The following is a 22,886-nucleotide window of genomic DNA, read 5'->3' on the forward strand; positions in this document are numbered from 1 at the left end:
GGACTCCTGTCGTGGAAGTTATTGCGGTACGGTGCCGCGTTCACGGCACAGGTTTCGTCGCGTGTTGCCGGGACGTTAGCAAGGCGTTGCAATCAATGGAAGGCCTTGCAGGCTTCGTCGCAAGAACTTGCCGGTGCGCTACCGTGAAGGCCATGCGCGCACGACTGTCCGACATCGCCCGCCAGGCCGAAGTCAGCGAGGCCACGGTGTCCCGGGTGCTCAACGACCGCCCCGGGGTGGCCGCCGAAACCCGCCAGGCGGTGCTGACCGCGCTCGACGTCCTCGGCTACGAACGCCCGGCCCGGCTGCGCAAACGCAGCGCCGGCCTGGTCGGCCTCGTGGTGCCGGAGCTGGACAACCCGATCTTCCCGGCGTTCGCGCAGACCATCGAGTCGGCCCTCGCCCAGTCCGGCTACACCCCGGTGCTGTGCACCCAGACCCCCGGCGGGGTCACCGAGGACGAGTACGTGGAGATGCTGCTGGACCGCCAGGTCGCCGGCATCGTCTTCGTCTCCGGCCTGCACGCCGACACCGCCGCCGACCACGAGCGCTACCGCACGCTGATCGCCCGGCCGCTGCCGATCGTGCTGATCAACGGGTACGCCGAAGGCATCGAAGCGCCCTTCGTCTCCTGCGACGACCGGGAGGCCGGCGAGCTGGCCGTGGAGCATCTGGTCGCCCTCGGCCACCGGCGGATCGGGCTGATCACCGGCCCGGACCGGTTCCTGCCGGTGCAGCGCAAACTGGCCGGCTTCCGGGCGGCGATGCGCCGGCTGATCGGTGCCAGCGACGCCGAGATCGACGAGCTGATCGCGCTCTCACTGTTCGGGGTGGAGGGTGGCAAGGCAGCCGCGAACCGGCTGCTCGACAAGGGCGTCACCGGCATCACCTGCGGATCCGATCTGATGGCGCTCGGCGCGATCCGGGCCGCCCGGCAGCGTGGCCTGTCGGTGCCCGGTGACGTGTCGGTGGTCGGCTACGACGACTCGCCGCTGATGGCGTTCACCGATCCGCCGCTGACCACGCTGCGCCAGCCGGTGATCGCGATGGCGGTCGCGGCGGTCCGCGCCCTGGTCGACGAGATCAACGGGCACGCCGCCCCCAACTCGGAGTACGTGTTCCGCCCCGAGCTGGTGGCCCGTGGCTCCACCGGCATCGCCCCGCAGGTCACCCACCTCGCTGCCGCAGCGGCCGCGCCCGCCAGCTGAGAGCTTGCGCAAGGGTTGCTTGACTCTTGCAAGAACCGGCAGGCATCCTCGATGACAGGCCCAGCACCACACCGACAGGACGGGGAACCCGTGACGATCGATCCTGCCCAGGCCAACCCGCGCACCGCCAGGGACGACTGGTGGCGCACCGCCGCCGTCTACCAGGTGTACGTGCGCAGCTTCGCCGACTCCGACGGCGACGGCATCGGTGACCTGCAGGGCATCCGCAGCCGCCTGCCGTACCTGCGCGACCTCGGCGTCGACGCGCTCTGGCTGACCCCGTTCTACCGCTCCCCGATGGTCGACGGCGGCTACGACGTCGCCGACTACCGCGAGGTCGACCCGATGTTCGGCGACCTCACCGACTTCGACGAGATGATCACCGACGCGCACGGGCTCGGTCTGCGGATCATCGTCGACATCGTGCCGAACCACACCTCCGACGTACACCCGTGGTTCGTCGCGGCGCTCGCCGCCGCGCCCGGGTCGGCGGAGCGTGACCGGTACATGTTCCGCGACGGCCGGGGCGAGCATGGCGAGGAGCCGCCCAACGACTGGGAGTCGATCTTCGGCGGGCCGGCCTGGACCCGGCTGCCCGACGGCCAGTGGTACCTGCACCTGTTCGACCCGGCCCAACCCGACCTCAACTGGCGCCACCCCGAGGTGCGCGCCGAGTTCGAGCAGATCCTGCGCTTCTGGCTGGACCGGGGCGTCGACGGGTTCCGCATCGACGTCGCCCACGGGATGATCAAGGCCGACGGGCTGCCGGACATCGGCTGGACCTCGGCCACCACCGGACGCCGGCAGATCGAACTGCTCGGCAAGGGCCGGCTGCCCTACTTCGACCAGGACGAGGTGCACGACATCTACCGCGCCTGGCGACCGATCCTGGACAGCTACCCCGGCGGGCGGATGGCCGTCGCCGAGGCATGGGCGGAGACGCCGCAGCGGCTGGCCCGCTACATCGGCCCGGACGAGCTGCACCAGGCGTTCAACTTCGACTTCCTCGACGCCACCTGGTCGGCCGACTCGTTCCACAAGGTGATCGACACCGCGCTCGCCGAAGCGGCGATCGTCGGGGCACCGACCACCTGGGTGCTGTCCAACCACGACAAGCAGCGGCACGTCACCCGGTACGGCGACGGCGAGGTCGGGCTGCGTCGGGCCCGCGCCGCCGCGCTGCTGATGTTCGCCCTGCCCGGCAGCACCTACCTCTACCAGGGTGAGGAGTTGGGCCTGCCGGAGGTCCTCGACCTGCCCGACCATCTGCGGCAGGACCCGGCGTTCGGCCGCACCGGGCATAGCCGCGACGGCTGCCGGGTGCCGCTGCCGTGGAGCGGTGAGGACCCGCCGTACGGCTTCGGCCCGGCCGGCTCGGTCGAATCCTGGCTGCCGGCCCCGGCCGGCTGGGCGCCGCTGACCGCACAGGCCCAGGACGGCGACCCGGACTCGACGCTGGAGCTGTACCGGCGGGCCCTCGCCATCCGGGCCGAGCACCCGGCGCTGCGCGACGCCCCGGCCGGCGACGGCACCGGGCTGACCTGGTTGGAGGCCGGGCCGGGCGTGCTGGCGTTCCGACGCGGTGACGACGGCGGGACCGACACGGACGGCGGTGCCGCCGGCGGCGCGGACGGCGGCGCGCACGCGCTGATCTGCGTGGTCAACCTCAGTGGTGCGCCGGTGCCGGTCGACGGGTACGGCGTACCGCTGATCACCAGCGCGCCGTTGGACGGACCGCCCCGTGGCCGGCTGCTGCCGGTCGACGCCGCCGCCTGGTTCCGGCCGGCCTGACGCCCGTTTCGCCGCGGCCGGCTGGCAGGGTGCGGCCAGGTTTACGACGGCCCGGCGCCGGGTACGGCTCGGAGCAGGAAACACCGGTCGTTCGTCGAGCCGGAAGCGCCGCCGGGCGGCTGGGCAAGGACCCCTTGTGGTGGGGGGCGAAGGTGGTGACGGTGCCCCGGGACCAGGGATGGTCCCGGGGCACCACCACTGATGGTCAGCTCCCGGCGGTCAGCATGTTGGCGATGCGGGCCATGCCGGCGCGCACCTCGTCCGGTGACGGCGGCGGCGACGGCTCGACGTGCCGCTCCTGCGGTTCGGCGTCGTTGCCGCCGACCAGGTCCTCGAAGTCGTCGTACTCGGCGACGTCTTCGTCGGCGGAGGCCTGAGCGGCGGCCAGCTCGCCGCGGATCTCCTCGACGGTGACCAGGGTCAGCAGCGGTTCGACCACCGCCATCAGCTCCTCGTCGGCGACCACCGTCTCGGCCAGGGCCAGCGCGTGCGCCCGTTCGTACGGCCCGCACACCACCGGTTCCCACTCGCCGTCCTGGTCGCCGAGCGGCCCGAAGGTGACGATCCACGGCATCGTGTGTGCCGGTGAGTCGTCCGGCAGCTCAAGCGTGACTAATGCCCCCACCTGACCGATCATCGTCGTACACCGGAGACCGTCGGCGGCTTTTGCGGCTTTTACTGCTTTTGACGGTGCCGTTCCGGCTGTCCGGCGGGGCGTACGCCCGACTGTCCGCCGGGCGGTCAGGTCGACCACCCGGCCGTGCCGGCTGGTCGCGGCCAGCGCCGCGCCGAACAGCAGCAGCTGGTTGAGCAGGTAGAGATAGATCAGCAACCCGACCGCGCCGGCCACCACGGTGTACGCCGGATTGCGCTCGAACCGGCCGACGTAGAACCGCCCGGCGGTGTTCAGCACGGTCAGCCCGAACGCCACCACGACAATCGGGGCGACCAGCCGCCGGGCGGACATCCGCAGCCGGGGCACCGCGACCAGCAGCGCCGCGGCGAGCACCAGGTTGATCACGAAGGCGAGCAGCACGCTAGCGACGGCCGCGGCGACCGAGCTCTCGCCGAGCAGCCAACCCAGCAGCGACCGCAGCGCGTCGACCGCGCCGACCGAGACGCCGATCAGCAGGAACACCCCGACGAGTACGGCCAGGTCGACGACCTGCCGTACGCCGAAGTAGCCGGGCTGCTGGTCAAGCCGGTAGACCAACCGCTGCGAGGAGCGGATCGCCTCCACCCAGCCGATGCCGGTCAGCCCGAGCAGCACCAGACCGACGACACCGACCTGGCCACTGTTGCGCTGGATCTGGGCCAGGTCCAGGAACGGCAGGTTCTGCAGCAGGAAGTCGGCGACCGCCGCGCTGACCTCGGCGTTGGCCTCCACCAGGGCGCCGAACACCCAGTACGCGACCAGACCGAGGGCGAAGACGGCGAAGAACCCGTAGTACGCGATCGCGGCGGCCAGCCGCCCGCCCAGCACCTGGTTGTAGCGTTCGACCGCCCGCCAGAGGTGGTTCAGGCGCGGGTACCGCCGCCGGGACCGGTCCAGGGCCCACTGGGTGCCGGACCAGGCCCGGTCGAATACGTTCACCCCGTCATCCTGGTGCATCGGGGCAGCGTCAGGTGGTCAGCCGGGCGGGCACCGCGAGCGGTCAGCCGCCGAGCGGGTCAGCCGCCGAGTGGAAAATCCCGGCGCGGACGCCACCGCCCTTCACCGCTGTGCGAGAAGAGCGTGAACGAGTCGACCTCGAACTGTGCCTCGAAGCCGGCGAGGTCGTCGTACACCTTGTCCATCGCGTCGGTCGGCACGTCCTGGGCGACGGTCACGTGCGGGTGGTACGCGAACCGGCTCTCCCGGACGAGCTGGTCGGCGGTGCCGATCGCCGAGGCCAGCAGCTCGCACTCGCTGATCCCGGCCGCCACCGCGACGAAGACCACCTCGGTGATCGGCCGGAACGTCCCGGTCCCGCGCAGGTGCAACGGGTACGGCGGATGCGCGGCGGCCACCGCCGCCAGGTGCGCCTCCACCTCGGCCAGCTGATCTTCGACGATGTCGGTCGGGCCGAGCAGGGTGATGTGCGCGGGCACGTACTCGGCGGCCGGGTCGCCGGCCTCGGCCCGGCGGCGGGTCAGCTCCTCACCCCACGGCTGCGGGATGTCGATGGCGACGCCGATCCGCACCTGACCGGGAGCTGGTTGCGCGCCGATGACGGACACTGTCAGACAGTCCCCGCGGGTGCCAGGAAGCCGATTCGGTCGTACACGGCGGCTAGCGTCGCGGCCGCCACCGCCTCGGCCTTGGCGGCGCCGATCGCCAGGATCTTGTCCAGCTGGGCCGGGTCGTCGAGGTAGCCGCGGGTGCGCTCCTGGATCGGCCGGACGAACTCCACCACCACCTCCGCCAGGTCCTTCTTCAGGTCACCGTAGCCTTTGCCCTGGTACGCGGCGGTCAGCTCGTCGAGCGTCCGGCCGCTGAGCGCGGCGTAGATGGTGAGCAGGTTGCTGATGCCGGGCTTGCTCTCCGGATCGTAGATGATCTCGCGGCCGGTGTCGGTGACCGCCGAGCGGATCTTCTTGGCCGATTTCGCCGGCTCGTCCAGCAGGTCGATGATGCCGGCCGGGGAGGACGACGACTTGGACATCTTGGCGGTCGGGTCCTGCAGGTCGAGGATCTTGGCGGTGTCCCGGACGATGTACGGGGCCGGCACGGTGAAGGTGGCGCCGAACCGGGTGTTGAACCGCTGCGCCAGGTCCCGGGTGAGCTCCAGGTGCTGCCGCTGGTCCTCGCCGACCGGGACCGCGTCGGCCTGGTAGAGCAGGATGTCGGCGGCCTGCAGCACCGGGTAGGTGAACAGCCCGACGCTGGCCCGCTCGGCGCCCTGCTTGGCGGACTTGTCCTTGAACTGGGTCATCCGGCTCGCCTCGCCGAACCCGGTGATGCAGCCCATCACCCAGGCGAGCTGGGCGTGCTGCGGCACCTGGGACTGGACGAACAGGGTGCACCGGCCCGGGTCGAGACCGGCGGCGAGCAGCTGGGCGGCGGCCACCCGGGTCCGCTGGCGCAGCACCTGCGGGTCGTGGCCGGCGGTGATCGCGTGCAGGTCGACCACGCAGTAGAAGGTGTCGTGGCTGTCCTGCATCGCCACCCAGTTGCGCACCGCGCCGAGGTAGTTGCCGAGGTGGAACGAGTCGGCGGTGGGCTGGATGCCGGAGAGCACCCGGGGGCGGGAGGCGGGCTCGGACATGTCGACAATTCTGACAGCACCGGTGGATCGATGTCTCGCCGGTATCCGACCGGCCGCCGCCGGTCGGCAATGTTCGACTCTGTTTGATTCATCCGTCACCACTGTTGATTCCTGGCCGGGTGTGATGGAATCTTCCCCGGACGACCGGCGGCGTGAAGGGACATCGACACAGTGACACTCCCGGTAGCCGACGGCGGCGCGCACGGCAGCGACGCGGGGCCGGTCATCCGCCGCGCCCACGACGGCTTCCAGCAGCGGTACGGCGTACCGCCGGCCGGCGTGTGGGCGGCACCCGGGCGGGTCAACCTGATCGGCGAGCACACCGACTACAACGACGGCTTCGTGCTGCCGTTCGCCCTGCCGCACCGCACCGTCGTCGCGGCCGGCCCGGCAAAGGCAGCCGGAGAGGCAGAGCCCGGCTGGACCGTCTGGTCGGAGCAGTCCGGCGAGGAGATCGCGTTCGGCGTCGCCGAAGCGGACCGGCCCGGCGCGGTCGACGGCTGGGGCGGCTACGTCGCCGGGGTGGTGTGGGCGCTGCGCGACGCCGGGTACGCCGTCCCGGCCGCCCGGTTGGCGATCGCGTCCGACGTACCACTCGGTGCCGGCCTGTCGTCGTCGGCGGCGCTGGAGGCTGCGGTGCTGACCGCCCTGGCCGACCTCGGCGGCATCGGCACCGACCGGCTGCCGGTGGACCGGCGGCCGGCGCTGGCCCAGCGGGCGGAGAACGGCTACGCCGGCGTGCCCTGCGGGATCATGGACCAGTCGGCGTCGATCCGCTGCCGGGCCGGGCACGCACTGTTCCTGGACTGCCGGTCGCTCGACGTCGAGCACGTCCCGTTCGACCTGGCCGAAGCCGGGCTGGCCGTCCTGGTGATCGACACCCGGGCCCCGCACCGGCACGTCTCCGGCGAGTACGCCGCCCGCCGGGCCGCCTGCGAGCGGGCGGCCGGGCTGCTCGGCGTGCCGGCGCTGCGTGACGTGCCGGCCGACGGCCTGCCGGCCGCCCTGGACCGGCTGCCGGACGACCCGACGCGCCGCCGGGTCCGGCACGTGGTCACCGAGAACCACCGGGTCCGCGAGACGGTGGCGCTGCTGCGGTCCGGCCGGATCCGGGAGATCGGTCCGCTGCTGACCGCCTCGCACGCGTCGATGCGTGACGACTTCGAGATCACCGTCCCGGAGGTGGACGTCGCGGTGACCGCAGCGCTGGCCGGCGGCGCGTACGGTGCCCGGATGACCGGCGGCGGCTTCGGTGGTTGCGTGTTGGCGCTGGTCGATGCAGACGCCGCCGACCGGGTCGCGGCCACAGTGGGCGCGGCGTACGCCAACCACGGTTTCCCGCCACCGACGTTCTTCACCGCCCTGCCCTGCGCGGGAGCCGAACGGATCCACTAACCTCGCCGCGACACATTAGACCAGTGGCGGCGGAGGTGCCCGTGGTGCAGGAGATGACCGACCGGCCGGCGGAGGACATCCCGTTCCTGGTCCGGATCGACGGACGCCGGTTCCTGATCTGGGCCGGCGGGCTGGCCGCCGTCTGCTGGTTGCTGGCCGGTGGGCTGCTCGGCGGGGTGGCGTACCTGGTCGCGAGGGAGGCGGCGGTCGGCCGACCGGCGACGATGGCGCTGGCCGGCCTGCCGGTGCTGCTGCTCGGCGGGTTGCTGGCCGCGACGGTGACCATGTGGCACGGCCGGTTCACCGGCCGTGGCCCGGTGCTGGCCGCCGACCGGACCGGGGTCTGGGTGGCGAACGGCAGTTTCCGCGCCAACCCGGTCTGGCTGCCGTGGGACGCGGTGTCGGCGGTGCAGGTCCGCCGGACCGGGATCGAGGATTTGATCTTCATCGACGCGCAGACGCCGCACCCGGCGGTGCCGCCGGGTGCCCGGCTGATGGTGCCGACCATGCTGCTGGACTGCGGCAGCACCCAGATCGTGGCGGCGCTCGGCGCGCTGGCCGCCGGCCGGGCCCCGGTCTACGGACGCTGGTGAACTCAGCCGGCGCTGGTGACTCAGCCGCAGGGTCGGGCCCGCCGGTGACAGCGGACCCGACCCGTCAGCCCAGGATCAGCCGGCTTCGATGATCATGCCGGCGGCGGCGGTCCGGTTCGTCGACTCGTCGATCAGGATGAACCCGCCGGTGGTCCGGTTGCGCCGGTACTCGTCGGTGAGCAGCGGGACCGTGGTCCGGAAGGTGACCCGACCGATGTCGTTGAGGCCGAGCTGGCTGGCCGACTCGTCGCGGTGCAACGTGTTGACGTCCAGCCGGTACTGCACGCCACGGACCACGGCGCGGGCGCCGCGGGTGGTGTGCTTGATGGCGTACTTGCCGCCCACCTGCAGCGGCCGCGTCTCGTCCATCCAGCAGATCATCGCCTCGACGTCCTGGGCCGGAGTGGGCGCGTTGTGCGGCCGGCAGATCAGGTCGCCCCGGGAGATGTCCAGCTCGTCGGTGAGCCGCACGGTCACCGACATCGGCGGGAACGCCTCGTCGACCGGGCCGTCGGCCGTCTCGATGCTGGCGATCGTGCTGGTCAGCCCGGAGGGCAGCACCATCACCTCGTCGCCGGGCTTGAGCACCCCGGAGGCGACCTGGCCGGCGTAGCCCCGGTAGTCGGTGACGGTGGTCGACTGCGGCCGGATCACGTACTGCACCGGGAACCGCACGTCGACCAGGTTGCGGTCGGAGGCGATGTGCACGTGCTCCAGGTGGTGCAGCAGCGACGGGCCTTCGTACCAGGGGCTGCGCTCGGAGCGGGTGGCGATGTTGTCGCCGTTCAACGCCGAGATCGGGATGACCGACAGGTCGGGCACCTCGAGCTTGGCGGCGAAGGTGGTGAACTCGTCGGCGATCGTCTCGTAGACCGACTGGTCCCAGTCGACCAGGTCCATCTTGTTGACGCAGAGCACCAGGTGCGGCACCCGCAGCAACGAGCAGAGGAACGCGTGTCGGCGGGACTGCTCGACCAGACCCTTGCGGGCGTCGACCAGGATCAGCGCCAGATCGGCGGTGGAGGCACCGGTGACCATGTTGCGGGTGTACTGGATGTGCCCGGGGGTGTCGGCGATGATGAACTTCCGCCGCGGCGTGGCGAAGTAGCGGTACGCCACGTCGATGGTGATGCCCTGCTCCCGTTCGGCGCGCAGGCCGTCGGTGAGCAGCGCCAGGTTGGTGTACTCGTCACCCCGGGCCGCGCTGACCGCTTCGACCGCTTCCAGCTGGTCGGTGAAGAGCGACTTGGTGTCGTAGAGCAGCCGACCGATCAGGGTCGACTTGCCGTCGTCGACGCTGCCGGCGGTGGCGAACCGCAGCAGGTCCATGGCCCGGGTGGTGGGGGCGTCAGCCGTCACCGTCATCAGAAGTAGCCCTCCCGCTTGCGGTCCTCCATGGCGGCCTCACTGACCCGGTCGTCGCCCCGGGTGGCCCCGCGCTCGGTGACCCGGGTCGCGGCGACCTCGTCGATCACCTTCTCGACGGTGTCCGCCGGGGAGCGGACCGCCGCCGTGCAGGAGGCGTCGCCGACGGTGCGGTAGCGCACCTGCTCGATGAACGGCGTCTCGCCGGAGCGGGGCTGGATGAACTCGTTGACGGCGTAGAGCATGCCGTCGCGCTCGATCACCTCGCGCTCGTGGGCGAAGTAGATCGGCGGCAGCTCGATCCGCTCCCGGGCGATGTAGTGCCAGACGTCCAATTCGGTCCAGTTGGACAGCGGGAAGACCCGGATCGACTCGCCGGGATGGTGCCGGCCGTTGTACAGCGACCACAGCTCGGGGCGCTGATTCTTCGGGTCCCACTGGCCGAACTCGTCGCGGAACGAGAAGACCCGCTCCTTGGCGCGGGCCTTCTCCTCGTCCCGGCGGGCCCCGCCGAACAGGGCGTCGAACCGGTACTTCTCGACCGCGGCCAGCAGCACCGGGGTCTGGATGCGGTTGCGCATCCCGTCCGGCGACTCGCGGACCAGCCCCGATTCCAGGGCTTCCGGCACGCTGGCGACGACCAGTTGCAGGCCGAGTTCGTCGACCCGGCGGTCCCGGTAGTCGAGCACCTCCTGGAAGTTGTGCCCGGTGTCGACGTGCATCACCGGGAACGGGATCCGGGCCGGGGCGAACGCCTTCTGCGCCAGGCGCAGCATGACGATCGAGTCCTTGCCGCCGGAGAAGAGCAGCACCGGCCGCTCCAGCTCGGCGACGACCTCGCGCATGACGAAGATGCTCTCCGCCTCCAGCGCGTCGAGGTGGGAGACGCGGTACGCGGTCGCGTTGGTCATCACACCCACCCCTGGTTGTGGGTCATCCGAAGCTTGGTCATCCGAATACCAGACCTTTCCGGTTGGCAAGCTGGAGATAGGGGGTCAGGATACCTGCAGATGCTGCCGCAACGCTGCGAGCAGTTTGCTGGCAAGATCTCGTCGGCAGACCACCAGATCTGGCAGCCGCGGGTTGGCCTCGTTGTACTGCAGCGCGGTTCCGTCGATCCGGGAAGCGTGCAGACCGGTGGCGGTCGCCACGGCGACCGGCGCGGCCGAGTCCCATTCGTACTGGCCGCCAGCGTGCACGTAGGCGTCGGCGTCGCCGGCGATCACCGCGGCGATCTTGGCGCCGGCCGAGCCCATCGGCACCAGCTCGGCACCGAGCTGCTCGGCGAGCGCGGTGACGAAGGCCGGTGGCCGGCTGCGGCTGGCGGCCAGCCGGATCGCGCCGCCAGCCGACGCCGCCGCCGGCATCGGCGGGTACGGCGGCGGGTGCTCGGTGCTGATCGTGCGGTGCTGGGCGGGCAGTCCCACCGCGCCGGCGACCAGCCGGTGCGGGGTGGAGCCGCTGCGTGACCAGAGCGCCACGTGCACCGCCCAGTCGGCGCGGCCCTCCTCGGAGAACTCCCGGGTGCCGTCGAGCGGGTCGATGATCCATACCCGGTCGGCGGTGAGCCGGGACGGCCCGGCGTCCGTCGATGTCTCGGCGTCCGGGTCCGGCAGCGCCTGGCGGGCGCCGTCGTCCTCCTCCGACAGCACCGCGTCCGCCGGCCGCCAGCGGGCCAGTTCGGTACGGAGCAGGTCGTGGGAGACCTTGTCACCGGCCGCCTTGAGCGCGGTCGGGTCGGCGTACCCCAGCTCCTCACGGACCCGCAGCAGCGACTCGCCGGCGCGCCCGGCGAGCCATCGGGCGAATGCGGCATCGGTTACCGGCGGCGTGCTCATCTGGCTCCTCTCCTACCTGCCCGGCGGAAACCGGGCCGTCCACCCGGAATCCACGGGCGGTGTTCTGCCCGGTTCACGATCCAGCTGTCCCAGACGTAACGCCACAGCCGCCTCTCAGGTGCTGTGGTACGTGTTCTGGGCCCACTCGAGCCCTCGGACGACCACCGCTTCCACCAGGTCAGCGGCCCGATCGACGAGAAAGTCGAGTTCCTTGCGTTCAGTTGTCGAGAAATCTGACAAAACATAATCTGCTGGATCCTGCCGACCGGGCGGACGCCCGATCCCGAACCTGACCCGCAGGTAATCCTTGCTGCCGAGCGACCGGGACATGGAGCGCAACCCGTTGTGGCCGCCCTCTCCACCGCCCTGCTTCACCCGCAGTCGACCGTAGTCGATGTCCAGCTCGTCGTGCACCGTGACGATCTGCTCGACCGGCACCTTGTAGAACTTCGCCAACGCGGCCACCGGGCCACCGGAAAGGTTCATGTACGTCAGCGGCTTCGCCAGCACCAGCTTCGGCCCGCCCAGGCCGAGCCGACCCTCGCCGGACTCGGCCGTCGCCCGCCGGTGCCGGCTCAACCGGACACCGAGCCGGCCGGCGAGCAGGTCCGCGACCATGAACCCGACGTTGTGCCGGTTACGGGCGTACTCCCGGCCCGGGTTGCCCAGCCCCACAACCAGCCACGGTGCCGTCTCCACCACACCTCCTGAAACGGATCAAGGCGTCACCGCCGCGGCAGGGCCGGCAGCGGGACGCCCGGATCGTCGAACGGCGGGTCAGACCGGCTGCTCGGCGGCACTTTCGGCGACGGGCTCCTCGGCTGCCTCCTCGCCGGTCTCCTCGCCGAGCTGGGCGGCGGTCGGCGCAGCGGAGACCACCACGAGCACGGTCGCCGGGTCGCCGGTCAGCTCGACCCCGCCCGGCAGCTGAACGTCGCCGGCGGTGACGTGCGAGCCGGCCTCCAGGCCCTCGATCGACACTTCCAGCGACTCCGGCACCCGGGTCGCCTCGGCGCTGACCGACAGCGTGTCGTGCTCGTGCATCACCAGGGTGCCCTTGGCCGGCTCACCGACCAGCTGCACCGAGATGTCCACGGTGACCTTCTCGCCCCGGCGGACCAGCAGCAGGTCGACGTGCTCGAAGGTGTCCTTGACCGGGTCACGCTGAATCGCCTTGGTCAACGCCAACGCCTGGGTGCCGTCGGTGATCTCGATGGCGAACAACTGGTTGGCGCCGCCGTGCCGGATCGCGGCGGCGAACTCACGGGCGGGCAGCGCGATGTGCTTGGGCTTCTCGCCGTGGCCGTACAGCACGGCGGGCACCTTGCCGGCCCGGCGGGTACGGCGGGCACCACCCTTACCGAACTCGGTGCGGGGCTCGGCGCTGATCTTTACCTCGGACACGGGAGTACTCCTGGAGTTTCGGCAGTGCGTGCGGGGGAACCTGATCCGGCTCCGGAGAGACGGACGCGATGTCGGCGGTGCCGGGCGAAGGGGCACGCTGGGCGCTCGTCCAACTGGGCAGTGCCCGGAGCACCGCGTCGATCACGGTGCTTCCGGGCGGCAGCGCTTCGTCAGCAGCGGCCCGCAGGGCACCCTCGCCGTGGCAACCGCACCAGTCTACCCGAGGCTGGTGAACTGGTTCAGGCAGTACCCCTTGTGCGGGCGGATCTTCCCGCGCGAGCGCGGGCCGTAAATCAGCTCAGCCCGCGCGAGCGCGGGCCGTAGATTAGCTCAGCCCGCCGAACAGCGTCGTCACCGAGCCGTCGTCGAAGACTTCGCGGATCGCCCGGGCCAGCAGCGGCGCGATGGACAGCACGGTGAGCTTGTCCAATTGTTTCTCCGCCGGCAGCGGCAGGGTGTTCGTCACCACCACCTCGCTGATCCGGCTGTTCTTCAACCGCTCGGTGGCCGGGTCGGACAGCAACGCGTGGGTGGCCGCGACCGCGATGTCCGACGCACCCGCGTCGTAGAGGATCTCCGCCGCCTTGGTGATCGTCCCACCGGTGTCGATCATGTCGTCGACGATCAGGCAGACCCGGCCCTCGACGTCGCCGACCACCCGGTTCGCCACTACCTGGTTCGGCTTGAGCGGGTCCCGGGTCTTGTGGATGAAGGCCAGCGGGCAGCCACCGAGCCGGTCGGTCCAGCGCTCGGCCACCCGGACCCGGCCCGAGTCCGGCGCGACCACGGTCATCGGCCGCCCGGCGAACCGGCTCTCGACGTAGCCGGCCAGGATGTCCATCGCGAAGAGGTGGTCGACCGGGCCGTCGAAGAAGCCCTGGATCTGTGCGGTGTGCAGATCGACGGTGAGGATCCGGTCCGCGCCGGCGGTGCGCAGCAGGTCGGCGATCAGCCGGGCGGAGATCGGCTCCCGGCCGCGGTGCTTCTTGTCCTGACGCGAGTACGGGTAGAACGGCAGCACCACGGTGATCCGTTTGGCCGAACCACGCTTCAGTGCGTCGATCATGATCAGGGTCTCCATCACCCAGCGGTTGACGCCGTGGGTGACCGACTGGACGACGAACGCGTCCGAGCCGCGGACCGACTCCTTGAACCGGACGAAGATCTCACCGTTGGAGAACTCGTACGAGTCGGCCGGGGTGGGTGCGATGCCGAGCACTTCACCGATCTCCTCGGCGAGCTCGGGGAAACCCCGGCCGGTGAAAAGCATCAGGCTCTTGCGGTTCTCGGCGACGATGCTGCCCATCGAGACGTCTGCTCCCGTCAGGGTGGTTGCGGACGCCGACCTGGCTGGGCCGTACGCCGCTGGACTAGTCAGTCGCAGTATCTCCCGGAACCGGGTCAGTGGCACCGTGATGGTGGGCCGCTTCACCGTTACCAGCCCCGACCTGCCCGTTCCCGGCATCGGCCGGCCTGTTCCCGGCACTGACCGTACCGGCCGTGGCGCGTTCGGCGGCCGCCGCGGCGGCGGTGCCCGGCCGGCGGGACCGCACCCAGCCGTCGACCGTGCGCTGCTGGGCCCGGGTGACGGCGAGCGCGCCGGGCGGCACGTCCCGGTTCACCACGCTGCCTGCCCCGACATAGGCACCGGCGCCGATCTCGACCGGGGCGATCAGGCTGCTGTCGCAGCCGACGAAGGCGGACTCCCCCACCGTGGTGTGGCTCTTGTGCACCCCGTCGTAGTTGACGAAGATCGTCGCCGCACCGATGTTGGCCCGGGCGCCGATCGTGGCGTCCCCGACGTAGCTCAGATGCGGCACCTTGGCGCCCGCGCCGATCTGCGACTTCTTCACCTCGACGAAGGTGCCGACCTTGGCCCGCTCGTCCAGGTGGGCGTCCGGGCGCAGATAGGCGTACGGGCCGACGCTCGCGCCGGCGCCGATCCGGGCCTGCACGGCGTGTGACCGGAGCACGGTCGCTCCCGCGCCGACGGCGGTGTCGATCAGCGTGACGTCCGGCCCGACAGTGGCCTCGGCACCGACCGTGCTGGTGCCGTACAGCTGGGTGTTCTGCTCGACGACGGCGTCGCGTTCCAGGTGCACCGTCACGTCGATCCAGGTGGTGGCCGGGTCGAGGATGCTCACCCCGGCGCGCATCCAGCCCTCGTTGACCCGGTCGGCGAGCAGCCGGCGCAGCCGGGCCAGCTCCACCCGGTCGTTGCAGCCCAGGGTCTCGGTCACGTCGGTGGCGACGTGCACGCCGACCGGCGCTCCGGCGGCGGCGAGCAGGCCGACGGCGTCGGTCAGGTACTCCTCGCCCTGGTCGTTGTCGGTGGTGAGCTTGCCGAGAGCGTCGCGCAGCCCGGCCGCGTCGAAGGCGTAGATCCCGGCGTTGATCTCGCGGATCCGGCGCTGCTCCGGGCTGGCGTCGCGCTCCTCCACGATGCGCTCCAGGCCGCCGGCCGGGTCACGGACGATCCGGCCCAGACCGGTCGGGTCGGCGACCTCGGCGGTCAGTACGGTCGCCGCCGCCCCGGCCGACTCGTGTGCCTCGATCAGCTCGGCGACCGTCTCCGGACGCAGCAGCGGTACGTCGCCGTTGAGCACCACGACGGTGCCGGTGGCGTCGGGTGCGGCCGCCATCGCCAGCCGGACCGCGTGCCCGGTGCCGTGCTGCTCGGCCTGCAGCACCGGTACGGCCGCCGGGGCGATCTCCGACAGGTGGGCGGTGACCTGCTCGGCGCGGTGTCCGACGACGACCAGGGTGCGTTCGGCGGCGGCGGCCGTGGCTGCGGTGAGCACGTGCCCGACCAGGGTCCGGCCGAGCAGCGGGTGCAGCACCTTGGGTAGCGCCGATTTCATCCGCTTGCCTTCGCCGGCAGCGAGGACGACCACGGTACGGGACCGGGGCTGGATCACGAGAAATGCTCCCGTCAGGGCGGCGGCACGTTCTACTTGACCAGACGAGACACTCAGCGTCACGACAGCGAGGCTCAATGTCACGGGAAGCTCGGCCGCTAGGACTCGAACCTAGAATATCGGGACCAAAACCCGAGGTGTTGCCAATTACACCACGGCCGATCGTGCTACGGACACAGCCTAGCGTGCCGGGCGGATTCCGGCGTACTCCCGTCGCCCGGCACGGGCGGGCCGGGCGGGCGCGCACACCGACCCGACTCCGGAACTCGACCGTAGAAAACTACGGCTCCGTAGGTTACGGTGACGTAGGCGTAAGTTCCCGTTCTTTCACCGCTGGCCGCCGCACCGGCTGGAACGCCCCGGCGCACCGCGGTCGAACCGTCACCGCTGCGAGGTGCCATGTCAACCGCCCTACTCGAGCCGCCACAGACCAACCCCGGACCCGCCCCCAAGCCGCTGACCGTCGGCAAACAGTCGATCGGCGTGCTGATCGCCCTCGGCGCCTTCGTGACCGTCCCGTTCCTGGCGCTGATCGCCGCCGTACCGGTTGCCTGGGGCGGCTGGCTGGGCTGGACCGACGTCGCCATCGGGCTGGTCTTCTACGTGGTAGCCGGACTGGGCATCACCGTCGGGTTCCACCGGTACTTCACCCACGGCTCGTTCAAGGCGAAGCGGTGGCTGCGGATCACCCTGGCGCTCGCCGGCTCGCTGGCGATCGAGGGCAACGTGATCCAGTGGGTCGCCGACCACCGCCGGCACCACGCCTTCAGCGACATCGAGGGCGACCCGCACTCGCCGTGGCGCTTCGGCACCAGCGTCTGGGGGCTGACCAAGGGCCTGCTCTACGCCCACGTCGGCTGGTTGTTCCACCGCGACCTGACCAACCAGGAGCGGTTCACCCCGGACCTGCTCGCCGACAAGGACATCCGGCGCATCGACCAGCTCTTCCCGGCGCTGGTCGTGTTCACCATGCTCGCCCCGGCGGCGATCGGCGGCCTGGCCACCTGGTCCTGGCAGGGCGCGCTGACCGCGTTCTTCTGGGCCGGCCTGGTCCGGGTGGCGCTGCTGCACCACATCACCTGGTCGATCAACTCCGTCTGCCACGTCTACGGCGAACGGCCGTTCGAGGTGCGGCAGGGCGACAAGGCGTCGAACTTCTGGCCGCTGGCCATCCTGTCCTTCGGCGAGAGCTGGCACAACCTGCACCACGCCGACCCGACCTGCGCCCGGCACGGCGTACTGCGCGGGCAGATTGACATCTCCGCCCGGGTCATCTGGCTGCTGGAGAAGTCCGGCGCCGCGTCGAACGTCCGCTGGCCGAAGCCCGATCGGATCGCGGCCAAGCTGGTCAAGCCGGCCGGCTGAGCCGGACCGCGCCCGGTACGGCTACCCGCCGGGTCGGTGCGGGCACCGACCCGGCGGCCCGGCACTGGCAGGATGAGCCAAGTGACGGACAACCCAACCACCAACGGTGACCCTGCACCGGGCGGCATACCGGCACCGCCGCCACCACCGGCGGTGCCGGCCAAACCGAACTCCCGGGTCCGCATGTCGGCCGCGCAACGGCGGGAGCAGCTGATCACCATCGGGCGGCAGCTCTTCGCCGAACGGGGGTTCGACGCCACCTCCATAGAGGAGGTCGCCTCCCGGGCGAAGGTCTCCAAGCCGGTGGTGTACGAGCACTTCGGCGGCAAGGAAGGGCTGTACGCGGTCGTGGTGGACCGGGAGGTCCGCGCCCTGCTCGACCGGATCACCAACGCGCTGACCGCCGGGCACCCACGGGAGCTGCTGGAGCAGGCCGCGCTGGCGCTACTGGACTACATCGAGGCGGAGACGAACGGCTTCCGGGTGCTGGTCCGCGAATCACCGCTGCTGTCGGCCGCCGGCAACTTCTCCAGCGTGATGAACGACGTGGCGCATCAGGTGGAGCACATCCTCGGTGCCGAGTTCAAGAGCCGGGGGTACGACCCGAAGCTCGCCGAGCTGTACTCCCAGGCGCTGGTCGGGATGGTGGCACTGACCGGGCGCTGGTGGCTGGAGGTACGCAAGCCGCGCAAGGAGACGGTCGCCGCGCACCTGGTCAACCTGGCCTGGAACGGACTGTCCCATCTGGAAGCGAAACCCACCCTGTTGACCCGGCGCCGCAACCACTGACCGCGGGGTCGGGTCGGGTCTGGGTACGCTCACCGCCGGGCCCGCTCGGCCGGTCGGTGCGCGCCACGCCGGTAGCGTTCCTCGTCGCCGGCCGCCTCGGTCGGCCCCACCTTGTCGTACAGGCCGGTGGCCAGGAAGATCAGACCGAAGATCAGCGACACGATCACGGTCGACATCGAAAAGTTGAGGAAGTTGGCGTCGGTCTGCAGCAGGGCCATCATCAGCAGGCCGGTGACCATGAAGACCACCGCGATGGTGAGGTTGGCGAGGTGCCCGGCCCGGCCGCCGATGATCGCCCCGATCAGGATCAGCCCGCCGTAGACGATCGAGGAGATCGAGAACGCGAGGTTGGTCCGCAGCCCGAGCACCCAGACGTCGTCCCGGGCGAACAGCGGCTCGCCCCAGGTGGCGACCGTTCCGGCGATGCCGAAGATCAGCACGTACAGGCCGGTGAGCCCGGCGATCGTCCGGTAGACCGGCCGCAGCGGGTGGTTGACCGGGATGTGCGCCATGGCTGCCGCTCCTGTCGCCGATCCAGGGCCCGCGTCGCGGCGACGTGGGCGTCCTTACCCGGATTCTCCCGCCGCGGGCGGGTGGCGCGCAGCCGAACCGACCAGTAGGCGGCTGCGGGATCAGCTGAATCAGCCGCCCGGACCAGAGCGCCGGACCAGGTCAGAGCACCAGCCGGCCGTCCCGCCACGCCTGGGCCTCCTGCTCGGTGCCGGTCCGGCCGTACATGGCGGCCATCAGCAGCACCAGGCCGATGACCATCACGACCAGGCAGGTGCTCACCGTGAAGTTGAGGAAGTTGGCGTCGGTGCGCAGCACCGCCAACTCGGCCAGGCTCAACGCCATCAGGCCGTACGCCAGCGCCTTGTTGATCGCCGTGTCGATGTTGCGGCCGAGCCCTACGCCGGCCAGCACGGCCACGCCCAGCACCAGACACAGCCCGGAGAAGCCGAGGTTGGCACCCTGGCCGAGCACCCGGCTGTCGTTCTGCGCGAAGAGGGCGTCGCCGCTGGTGACGATGATCCCGACGACACCGAAGATCACCAGGTAGAGGCCGGTCAGCGCGGCGACCGCCCGGTAGATCGGCCGGGCGGGGTGGTTGACGGGGGTGTGCATGGGGTCTGCTCCAACGCCGACGGGGGGTGGTCGCCGACGATTGTCGCTCATCGCCCGCGACCAGCGAGGGGTGGCCCCGGCCACCTGCCGCCTAGCTCACCTGCTCGGCCAGGGCGAGCCACTCCTCCTCGGTCCGGCTGCGCTGCGCCTGCACCTCACGCAGTCGGGCGTCCAGCTCGGCGAGCCGGGCGAAGTCGGTGGCGTGCCGGGCCAACTCCTCGTGCAGCGCCGCCTCTTGCTGCTCCAGCTTGCCGACCTGGCGCTCCAGCCGGGCCAGCTCCTTGCGGGCCGCCCGCAGGTCACCGGCGGACAGCCCGCCGCCGGCGGCGTCACCCACCGACCGGTCGCCGGACGCAGCACGGGAACCCGCCGGCCGGTCGGCCCCGGGACCGGCCCCGGCGGCCCGCGCCGCACCGGAGCCAGCGGCGCCGCCAGCGCGGGCCAGGTACTCGTCGACCCCGCCCGGCAGGTGCACCAGCCGGCCGTCGCCGAACATGCCGTACGCCTCGTCGGTGACCCGCTCGATCAGGTACCGGTCGTGGCTGGCCACGATCAGCGTGCCCGGCCACGAGTCGAGCAGGTCCTCCAGCGCCGCCAGGGTGTCGGTGTCCAGGTCGTTGGTGGGCTCGTCGAGCAGCAGCACGTTCGGCTCGCCGGCCAGCAGTCTCAGCAGCTGCAGCCGACGACGCTCGCCACCGGACAGGTCACCGACCGGGGTCCACAGCCGCCGGTCGGTGAAGCCGAACATCTCCGCGAACTGGGTGGCGGCCAACTCCCGGTCGCCGAACACCACCCGGCGGGCGACCTCCTCCACCGCCTCCAGCACCCGCAGCTCACCGGGGAGCTCGGCCAACTCCTGGGACAGGAACGCCGGCCGGACCGTCGCCCCGGTGACCACCCGGCCCTGCTGCGGGGCGCGGACTCCGGCCAGCAGCCGCAGCAGCGTGGTCTTGCCGGCACCGTTGGCACCGACGATCGCGATCCGGTCCCCCGGACCGATCTGCCAGGTCAGCCCGTCGAGGATCAGCTTGTCCCCGGCGTACGCGGTGACCTCGTCCAGCTCGTAGACCTGCTTGCCGAGCCGGGCGGTGGCCAGCCGGTGCAGTGACACGGTGTCGCGCGGCGGCGGCACGTCGGCGATCAGCGCGTTGGCCGCCTCGATCCGGAACCGCGGCTTGGAGGTACGGGCCGGCGGGCCACGGCGCAGCCAGGCAATCTCCTTGCGCAGCAGGTTCTGCCGGCGGGCCTCGGTGGCCGCCGCGACCCGCTCCCGTTCGGCGCGGGCCAGCGTCCAGGCGGCGAACCCGCCCTCGTAGGCGCGGACCGTCTGGTCGGCGACCTCCCAGGTGTCGGTGCAGACCTCGTCGAGGAACCACCGGTCGTGGGTGACCACCACCAGCGCGCCCCGGCGACGCTGCACCAGGTACGCGGCGAGCCAGGCCACCCCGGCCACGTCCAGATGGTTGGTCGGTTCGTCCAGGATCAGCAGCTCAGCCGGGCGGATCAGCAACGCGGCCAGGGCGATCCGGCGCCGCTCGCCGCCGGACATCGGCCCGACCGGCTGGTCCAGACCGAGGTGTGGCATGCCGAGACCGTCCAGGACGGTACGCACCCCGGCGTCGCCGGCCCACTCGTGCTCGGCGCCGAACCCCTCGGCCAGCCACGCGGTGCCGAGCACCACGTCGCGTACGGTGGCGTCACCGGCCAGGTCGAGCGTCTGGGGCAGCGCGGCGACCCGCAGGTCCCGGCGGTGGGTGACCCGCCCGGCGTCGGGTTCCTCGGCCTTGGTGAGCAGCCGCAGCAGGGTCGACTTGCCGGCGCCGTTGAGACCGACGACGCCGATCCGGTCGCTGTCGTCCAGGCCGAGCGAGACCTCGGTGAGCAGCTGCCCGGCGGCGCCGTAGCCCTTGGACACCCGGTCCAGATTGACGATGTTCACCATCAGACCAGCCTGGCACCGGCGACGGCGCCGTGCGCCAGGTGCACGTCACGGCAGACGCCGGCGTCGTCGAGCGCGGCCGCGACGGTCGCCGCACCGGCCGCGTCCGCCGCCAGGAAAACACAGGTCGGGCCGGACCCGGAGACCATACCGGCCAACGCCCCGGCGGCCACCCCGGTGTCCAGCACCTGCTTGATCGCCGGACGCATGGACAGCGCGGCCGGTTCGAGATCGTTGCCGAGCGCGCCGGCCAGCACCTGCGGATCTCGCTGGCGCAGCGCGGCCAGCAGCTCGTCGGCGGCGCCGACCGGTGGCGGCGCCGCACCGGCCGCCCGCAGCCGGTCCAGCTCGGCGTACACCTCGGGGGTGGACAGGCCGCCGTCGGCCACCGCGACGACCCAGTGCCAGGTGGTGGGTCGGGCCAGCACCGGGCTGATCGCCTCGCCCCGGCCGGTGCCCAGCGCGGTGCCGCCGTGCAGCAGGAACGGCACGTCCGAGCCGAGGCCGGCGGCCAGCCCGGCCAGGTCGTCACGGGACAGCCCGGTCCCCCACAGTTCGTCGCAGGCGACCAGCGCGGCGGCGGCGTCCGCGCTGCCGCCGGCCAGGCCGGCCGCGAGCGGGATCTGCTTGCGCAGGTGCAGTCGGGCGTGCGCGGGGACCCGGGCGTGCGCGGCCAGCGCCCGTGCGGCGCGCAGCACCAGGTTGGAGTCGTCCAGTGCCAACTCGCCGGTGCCCTCACCGTCCATGGTCAGGATCAGGGTGTCGGCCCGCCGGGCGGTCAGCTCGTCGTAGAGCGCGATCGCGTGGTAGACGGTGCTCACCTCGTGGTAACCGTCGGGCCGGAGCGGGCCGACGGCCAACCGCAGGTTGATCTTGGCTGGCACCCGCACTTTTACCGAGTTGCGCGCACCGCGACGGAAACCGTCGTCCTCGTCGCCCGGCCGCCACGCCTCGGTCACCGGGAAATACCCCGGCTGAGGTGGGCCGCGCGGGTACCTCTCGTCACGATCACGGCCGCCAGCCTACTCGGCCACCGTTTCGGCCAGCGGCGCCGCCGCAGCGATCGCCGCGAACTGGGCCACGGTCAACGCCTCGCCCCGCGCGCCCGGGTCGACCCCGGCCGTGGCCAGCACCGCCGCCGCCCGGTCCGCGCCGCCGGCCCAGCCGGCCAGCGCCGCCCGCAGCGTCTTGCGGCGCTGTGCGAACGCGGCGTCCACCACGGCGAAGACCTGCCGCCGGAACCGGTCCACCGGCTGACCCGCCGGCACCGCCGGTGGCTCGCGGCGGGTGAACGCGACCAGCCCGGAGTCGACGTTGGGCACCGGCCAGAACACGCTCGGCGGGACCCGACCGACGGTGCGGGCGGCGGCATACCAGGCCAACTTCACCGACGGTACGCCGTACGTGCGCGAGCCCGGACCGGCGACCAGCCGGTCGGCCACCTCCTTCTGCACCATCACCAGCCCCTGCCGCAGGCTGGGCAGCTCGGCGAGCAGGTGCAGCACCACCGGCACCGCCACGTTGTACGGCAGGTTGGCCACCAGCGCGGTCGGTTCCGGCCCGCCGAGCCCGGCGGCGGTGGTCCGCAGCGCGTCGGCGGTGTGCACGGTCAATCTGGCGAGGTCACCGCCGCAGCCGGCGACGGTCTGCGGCAGCGCGCCGGCCAGCACCGGATCGATCTCCACCGCGTGCAGGTGGCGTACCTGGTCGAGCAGGCCAAGGGTCAGCGAGCCGAGCCCGGGGCCGACCTCCAGCACCACCGCGTCCGGTGGCAGATCGGCGGCGGACACGATCCGCCGGACCGTGTTCGGGTCGTGCACGAAGTTCTGCCCGAGCCGTTTGGTGGGTGCCACCGCCAGCCGGCCGGCCAGCTCCCGGATCTGCGCCGGACCGAGCAGCTCGGTCACC

General features: G+C 71.7%; 21 protein-coding genes, 1 tRNA gene and 1 pseudogene. 6 read left to right on the plus strand and 17 right to left on the minus strand.

Translation table 11 applies throughout. The features are described 5' to 3' along the window. Window positions 1-152: 152 nt before the first annotated feature. Entirely contained in the window at window positions 153-1,208 is a 1,056-nt protein-coding gene (locus O7621_RS00610; RefSeq protein ID WP_282232256.1) for a LacI family DNA-binding transcriptional regulator, read from the plus strand. Between the two features lie 96 nt (window positions 1,209-1,304). Then, the gene (locus tag O7621_RS00615) at window positions 1,305-2,999 is read left to right on the plus strand and encodes a glycoside hydrolase family 13 protein (protein WP_282234799.1); all 1,695 of its coding nucleotides are present in this window, start codon (window positions 1,305-1,307) and stop codon (window positions 2,997-2,999) included. A 205-nt stretch (window positions 3,000-3,204) separates the two neighbouring features. On the opposite strand, the gene O7621_RS00620 is transcribed toward O7621_RS00615, so the two are convergent. The 4 genes and pseudogenes from O7621_RS00620 to trpS form a co-directional block, all read right to left on the minus strand. Next, window positions 3,205-3,624 carry a hypothetical protein gene (locus tag O7621_RS00620; RefSeq protein ID WP_282234800.1) on the minus strand — a complete coding sequence of 140 codons (420 nt, stop codon included), beginning with the start codon at window positions 3,622-3,624 and terminating at the stop codon, window positions 3,205-3,207. Between the two features lie 111 nt (window positions 3,625-3,735). After that, window positions 3,736-4,551: pseudogene (locus O7621_RS00625) on the minus strand (YhjD/YihY/BrkB family envelope integrity protein); the annotation flags it as partial. A gap of 119 nt (window positions 4,552-4,670) precedes the next feature. Next, the gene (locus O7621_RS00630; protein ID WP_282232257.1) at window positions 4,671-5,219 is read right to left on the minus strand and encodes a 2'-5' RNA ligase family protein; all 549 of its coding nucleotides are present in this window, start codon (window positions 5,217-5,219) and stop codon (window positions 4,671-4,673) included. A 2-nt stretch (window positions 5,220-5,221) separates the two neighbouring features. Next, on the minus strand, window positions 5,222-6,247 hold the full coding sequence (trpS, locus tag O7621_RS00635) for a tryptophan--tRNA ligase (RefSeq protein ID WP_282232258.1): 1,026 nt from the start codon (window positions 6,245-6,247) through the stop codon (window positions 5,222-5,224). A 225-nt stretch (window positions 6,248-6,472) separates the two neighbouring features. Here trpS and galK point away from each other — a divergent pair, with 225 nt between their 5' ends. Both galK and O7621_RS00645 read left to right on the plus strand, forming a co-directional pair. Further along, window positions 6,473-7,642 carry a galactokinase gene (gene galK / locus O7621_RS00640; protein WP_282234801.1) on the plus strand — a complete coding sequence of 390 codons (1,170 nt, stop codon included), beginning with the start codon at window positions 6,473-6,475 and terminating at the stop codon, window positions 7,640-7,642. Window positions 7,643-7,665: 23 nt separating this feature from the next. After that, window positions 7,666-8,235 carry a hypothetical protein gene (locus O7621_RS00645; protein ID WP_282232259.1) on the plus strand — a complete coding sequence of 190 codons (570 nt, stop codon included), beginning with the start codon at window positions 7,666-7,668 and terminating at the stop codon, window positions 8,233-8,235. Between the two features lie 75 nt (window positions 8,236-8,310). Here the strand turns inward: O7621_RS00645 and O7621_RS00650 are convergent, their stop codons facing one another. The 8 genes from O7621_RS00650 to O7621_RS00685 form a co-directional block, all read right to left on the minus strand. Continuing rightward, window positions 8,311-9,600, minus strand: coding sequence for a GTP-binding protein (locus tag O7621_RS00650; RefSeq protein ID WP_282232260.1), 1,290 nt, complete (start codon window positions 9,598-9,600; stop codon window positions 8,311-8,313). Then, a complete protein-coding gene (gene cysD, locus O7621_RS00655; RefSeq protein WP_278171461.1) occupies window positions 9,600-10,511 on the minus strand; it encodes a sulfate adenylyltransferase subunit CysD in 912 nt (303 codons plus the stop codon). The genes O7621_RS00650 and cysD overlap by 1 nt, the downstream gene beginning before the upstream one ends. An 84-nt stretch (window positions 10,512-10,595) precedes the next feature. Further along, window positions 10,596-11,438, minus strand: a complete 843-nt coding sequence (locus tag O7621_RS00660) for a 3'(2'),5'-bisphosphate nucleotidase CysQ (protein WP_282232261.1) — start codon at window positions 11,436-11,438, stop codon at window positions 10,596-10,598. Window positions 11,439-11,552: 114 nt separating this feature from the next. Continuing rightward, entirely contained in the window at window positions 11,553-12,140 is a 588-nt protein-coding gene (pth, locus tag O7621_RS00665) for an aminoacyl-tRNA hydrolase (RefSeq protein WP_282232262.1), read from the minus strand. Window positions 12,141-12,215: 75 nt separating this feature from the next. Further along, complete coding sequence (locus O7621_RS00670) at window positions 12,216-12,842, minus strand: 50S ribosomal protein L25/general stress protein Ctc (protein ID WP_282232263.1); 627 nt, start codon at window positions 12,840-12,842, stop codon at window positions 12,216-12,218. A gap of 325 nt (window positions 12,843-13,167) precedes the next feature. Then, a complete protein-coding gene (locus O7621_RS00675) occupies window positions 13,168-14,148 on the minus strand; it encodes a ribose-phosphate diphosphokinase (protein WP_282232264.1) in 981 nt (326 codons plus the stop codon). A 64-nt stretch (window positions 14,149-14,212) separates the two neighbouring features. Further along, window positions 14,213-15,760: a bifunctional UDP-N-acetylglucosamine diphosphorylase/glucosamine-1-phosphate N-acetyltransferase GlmU gene (gene glmU / locus O7621_RS00680; protein ID WP_348775275.1), complete on the minus strand. Its 1,548-nt coding sequence runs from the start codon at window positions 15,758-15,760 to the stop codon at window positions 14,213-14,215. Window positions 15,761-15,850: 90 nt separating this feature from the next. Continuing rightward, window positions 15,851-15,922, minus strand: a tRNA-Gln gene (locus O7621_RS00685). A gap of 237 nt (window positions 15,923-16,159) precedes the next feature. Between O7621_RS00685 and O7621_RS00690 the strand changes: the two genes are divergently transcribed. Beyond that, window positions 16,160-17,125: an acyl-CoA desaturase gene (locus O7621_RS00690; protein ID WP_282232265.1), complete on the plus strand. Its 966-nt coding sequence runs from the start codon at window positions 16,160-16,162 to the stop codon at window positions 17,123-17,125. A gap of 183 nt (window positions 17,126-17,308) precedes the next feature. After that, window positions 17,309-17,914 (plus strand): TetR/AcrR family transcriptional regulator, encoded by a 606-nt coding sequence (locus tag O7621_RS00695; protein WP_281555416.1) that lies wholly within the window; start codon window positions 17,309-17,311, stop codon window positions 17,912-17,914. Window positions 17,915-17,943: 29 nt separating this feature from the next. Here O7621_RS00695 and O7621_RS00700 read toward each other — a convergent pair whose 3' ends face one another. The 5 genes from O7621_RS00700 to rsmA all read right to left on the minus strand — a co-directional run bounded on the left by O7621_RS00700 (window position 17,944) and on the right by rsmA (window position 22,885). Continuing rightward, window positions 17,944-18,426: a DUF4383 domain-containing protein gene (locus O7621_RS00700; RefSeq protein ID WP_282232266.1), complete on the minus strand. Its 483-nt coding sequence runs from the start codon at window positions 18,424-18,426 to the stop codon at window positions 17,944-17,946. A 160-nt stretch (window positions 18,427-18,586) separates the two neighbouring features. Further along, the gene (locus tag O7621_RS00705; RefSeq protein WP_282232267.1) at window positions 18,587-19,039 is read right to left on the minus strand and encodes a DUF4383 domain-containing protein; all 453 of its coding nucleotides are present in this window, start codon (window positions 19,037-19,039) and stop codon (window positions 18,587-18,589) included. Between the two features lie 91 nt (window positions 19,040-19,130). Further along, complete coding sequence (locus O7621_RS00710) at window positions 19,131-20,981, minus strand: ABC-F family ATP-binding cassette domain-containing protein (RefSeq protein WP_282232268.1); 1,851 nt, start codon at window positions 20,979-20,981, stop codon at window positions 19,131-19,133. Further along, entirely contained in the window at window positions 20,981-21,937 is a 957-nt protein-coding gene (locus O7621_RS00715) for a 4-(cytidine 5'-diphospho)-2-C-methyl-D-erythritol kinase (RefSeq protein ID WP_282232269.1), read from the minus strand. Before O7621_RS00715 ends, O7621_RS00710 begins: the two co-directional genes overlap by 1 nt. Window positions 21,938-22,000: 63 nt before the next feature. Then, entirely contained in the window at window positions 22,001-22,885 is an 885-nt protein-coding gene (gene rsmA / locus O7621_RS00720) for a 16S rRNA (adenine(1518)-N(6)/adenine(1519)-N(6))-dimethyltransferase RsmA (protein ID WP_282232270.1), read from the minus strand. Window position 22,886 lies beyond the last annotated feature (1 nt).

Source organism: Solwaraspora sp. WMMD937, from assembly GCF_029581175.1.
Classification (GTDB): Bacteria; Actinomycetota; Actinomycetes; order Mycobacteriales; family Micromonosporaceae; genus Micromonospora_E.

Excerpts from the sequence above, each read along its gene's own strand:
- O7621_RS00610 (WP_282232256.1), top strand. The coding sequence starts at position 153 with ATGCGCGCACGACTGTCCGACATCGCCCGCCAGGCCGAAGTCAGCGAG.
- O7621_RS00675 (WP_282232264.1), bottom strand. The coding sequence starts at position 14,148 with ATGGGCAGCATCGTCGCCGAGAACCGCAAGAGCCTGATGCTTTTCACC.
- O7621_RS00650 (WP_282232260.1), bottom strand. The coding sequence starts at position 9,600 with ATGACGGTGACGGCTGACGCCCCCACCACCCGGGCCATGGACCTGCTG.
- O7621_RS00695 (WP_281555416.1), top strand. The coding sequence starts at position 17,309 with ATGTCGGCCGCGCAACGGCGGGAGCAGCTGATCACCATCGGGCGGCAG.
- trpS (WP_282232258.1), bottom strand. The coding sequence starts at position 6,247 with ATGTCCGAGCCCGCCTCCCGCCCCCGGGTGCTCTCCGGCATCCAGCCC.
- O7621_RS00705 (WP_282232267.1), bottom strand. The coding sequence starts at position 19,039 with ATGCACACCCCCGTCAACCACCCCGCCCGGCCGATCTACCGGGCGGTC.
- O7621_RS00710 (WP_282232268.1), bottom strand. The coding sequence starts at position 20,981 with ATGGTGAACATCGTCAATCTGGACCGGGTGTCCAAGGGCTACGGCGCC.
- O7621_RS00690 (WP_282232265.1), top strand. The coding sequence starts at position 16,160 with ATGTCAACCGCCCTACTCGAGCCGCCACAGACCAACCCCGGACCCGCC.
- O7621_RS00660 (WP_282232261.1), bottom strand. The coding sequence starts at position 11,438 with ATGAGCACGCCGCCGGTAACCGATGCCGCATTCGCCCGATGGCTCGCC.
- O7621_RS00700 (WP_282232266.1), bottom strand. The coding sequence starts at position 18,426 with ATGGCGCACATCCCGGTCAACCACCCGCTGCGGCCGGTCTACCGGACG.
- cysD (WP_278171461.1), bottom strand. The coding sequence starts at position 10,511 with ATGACCAACGCGACCGCGTACCGCGTCTCCCACCTCGACGCGCTGGAG.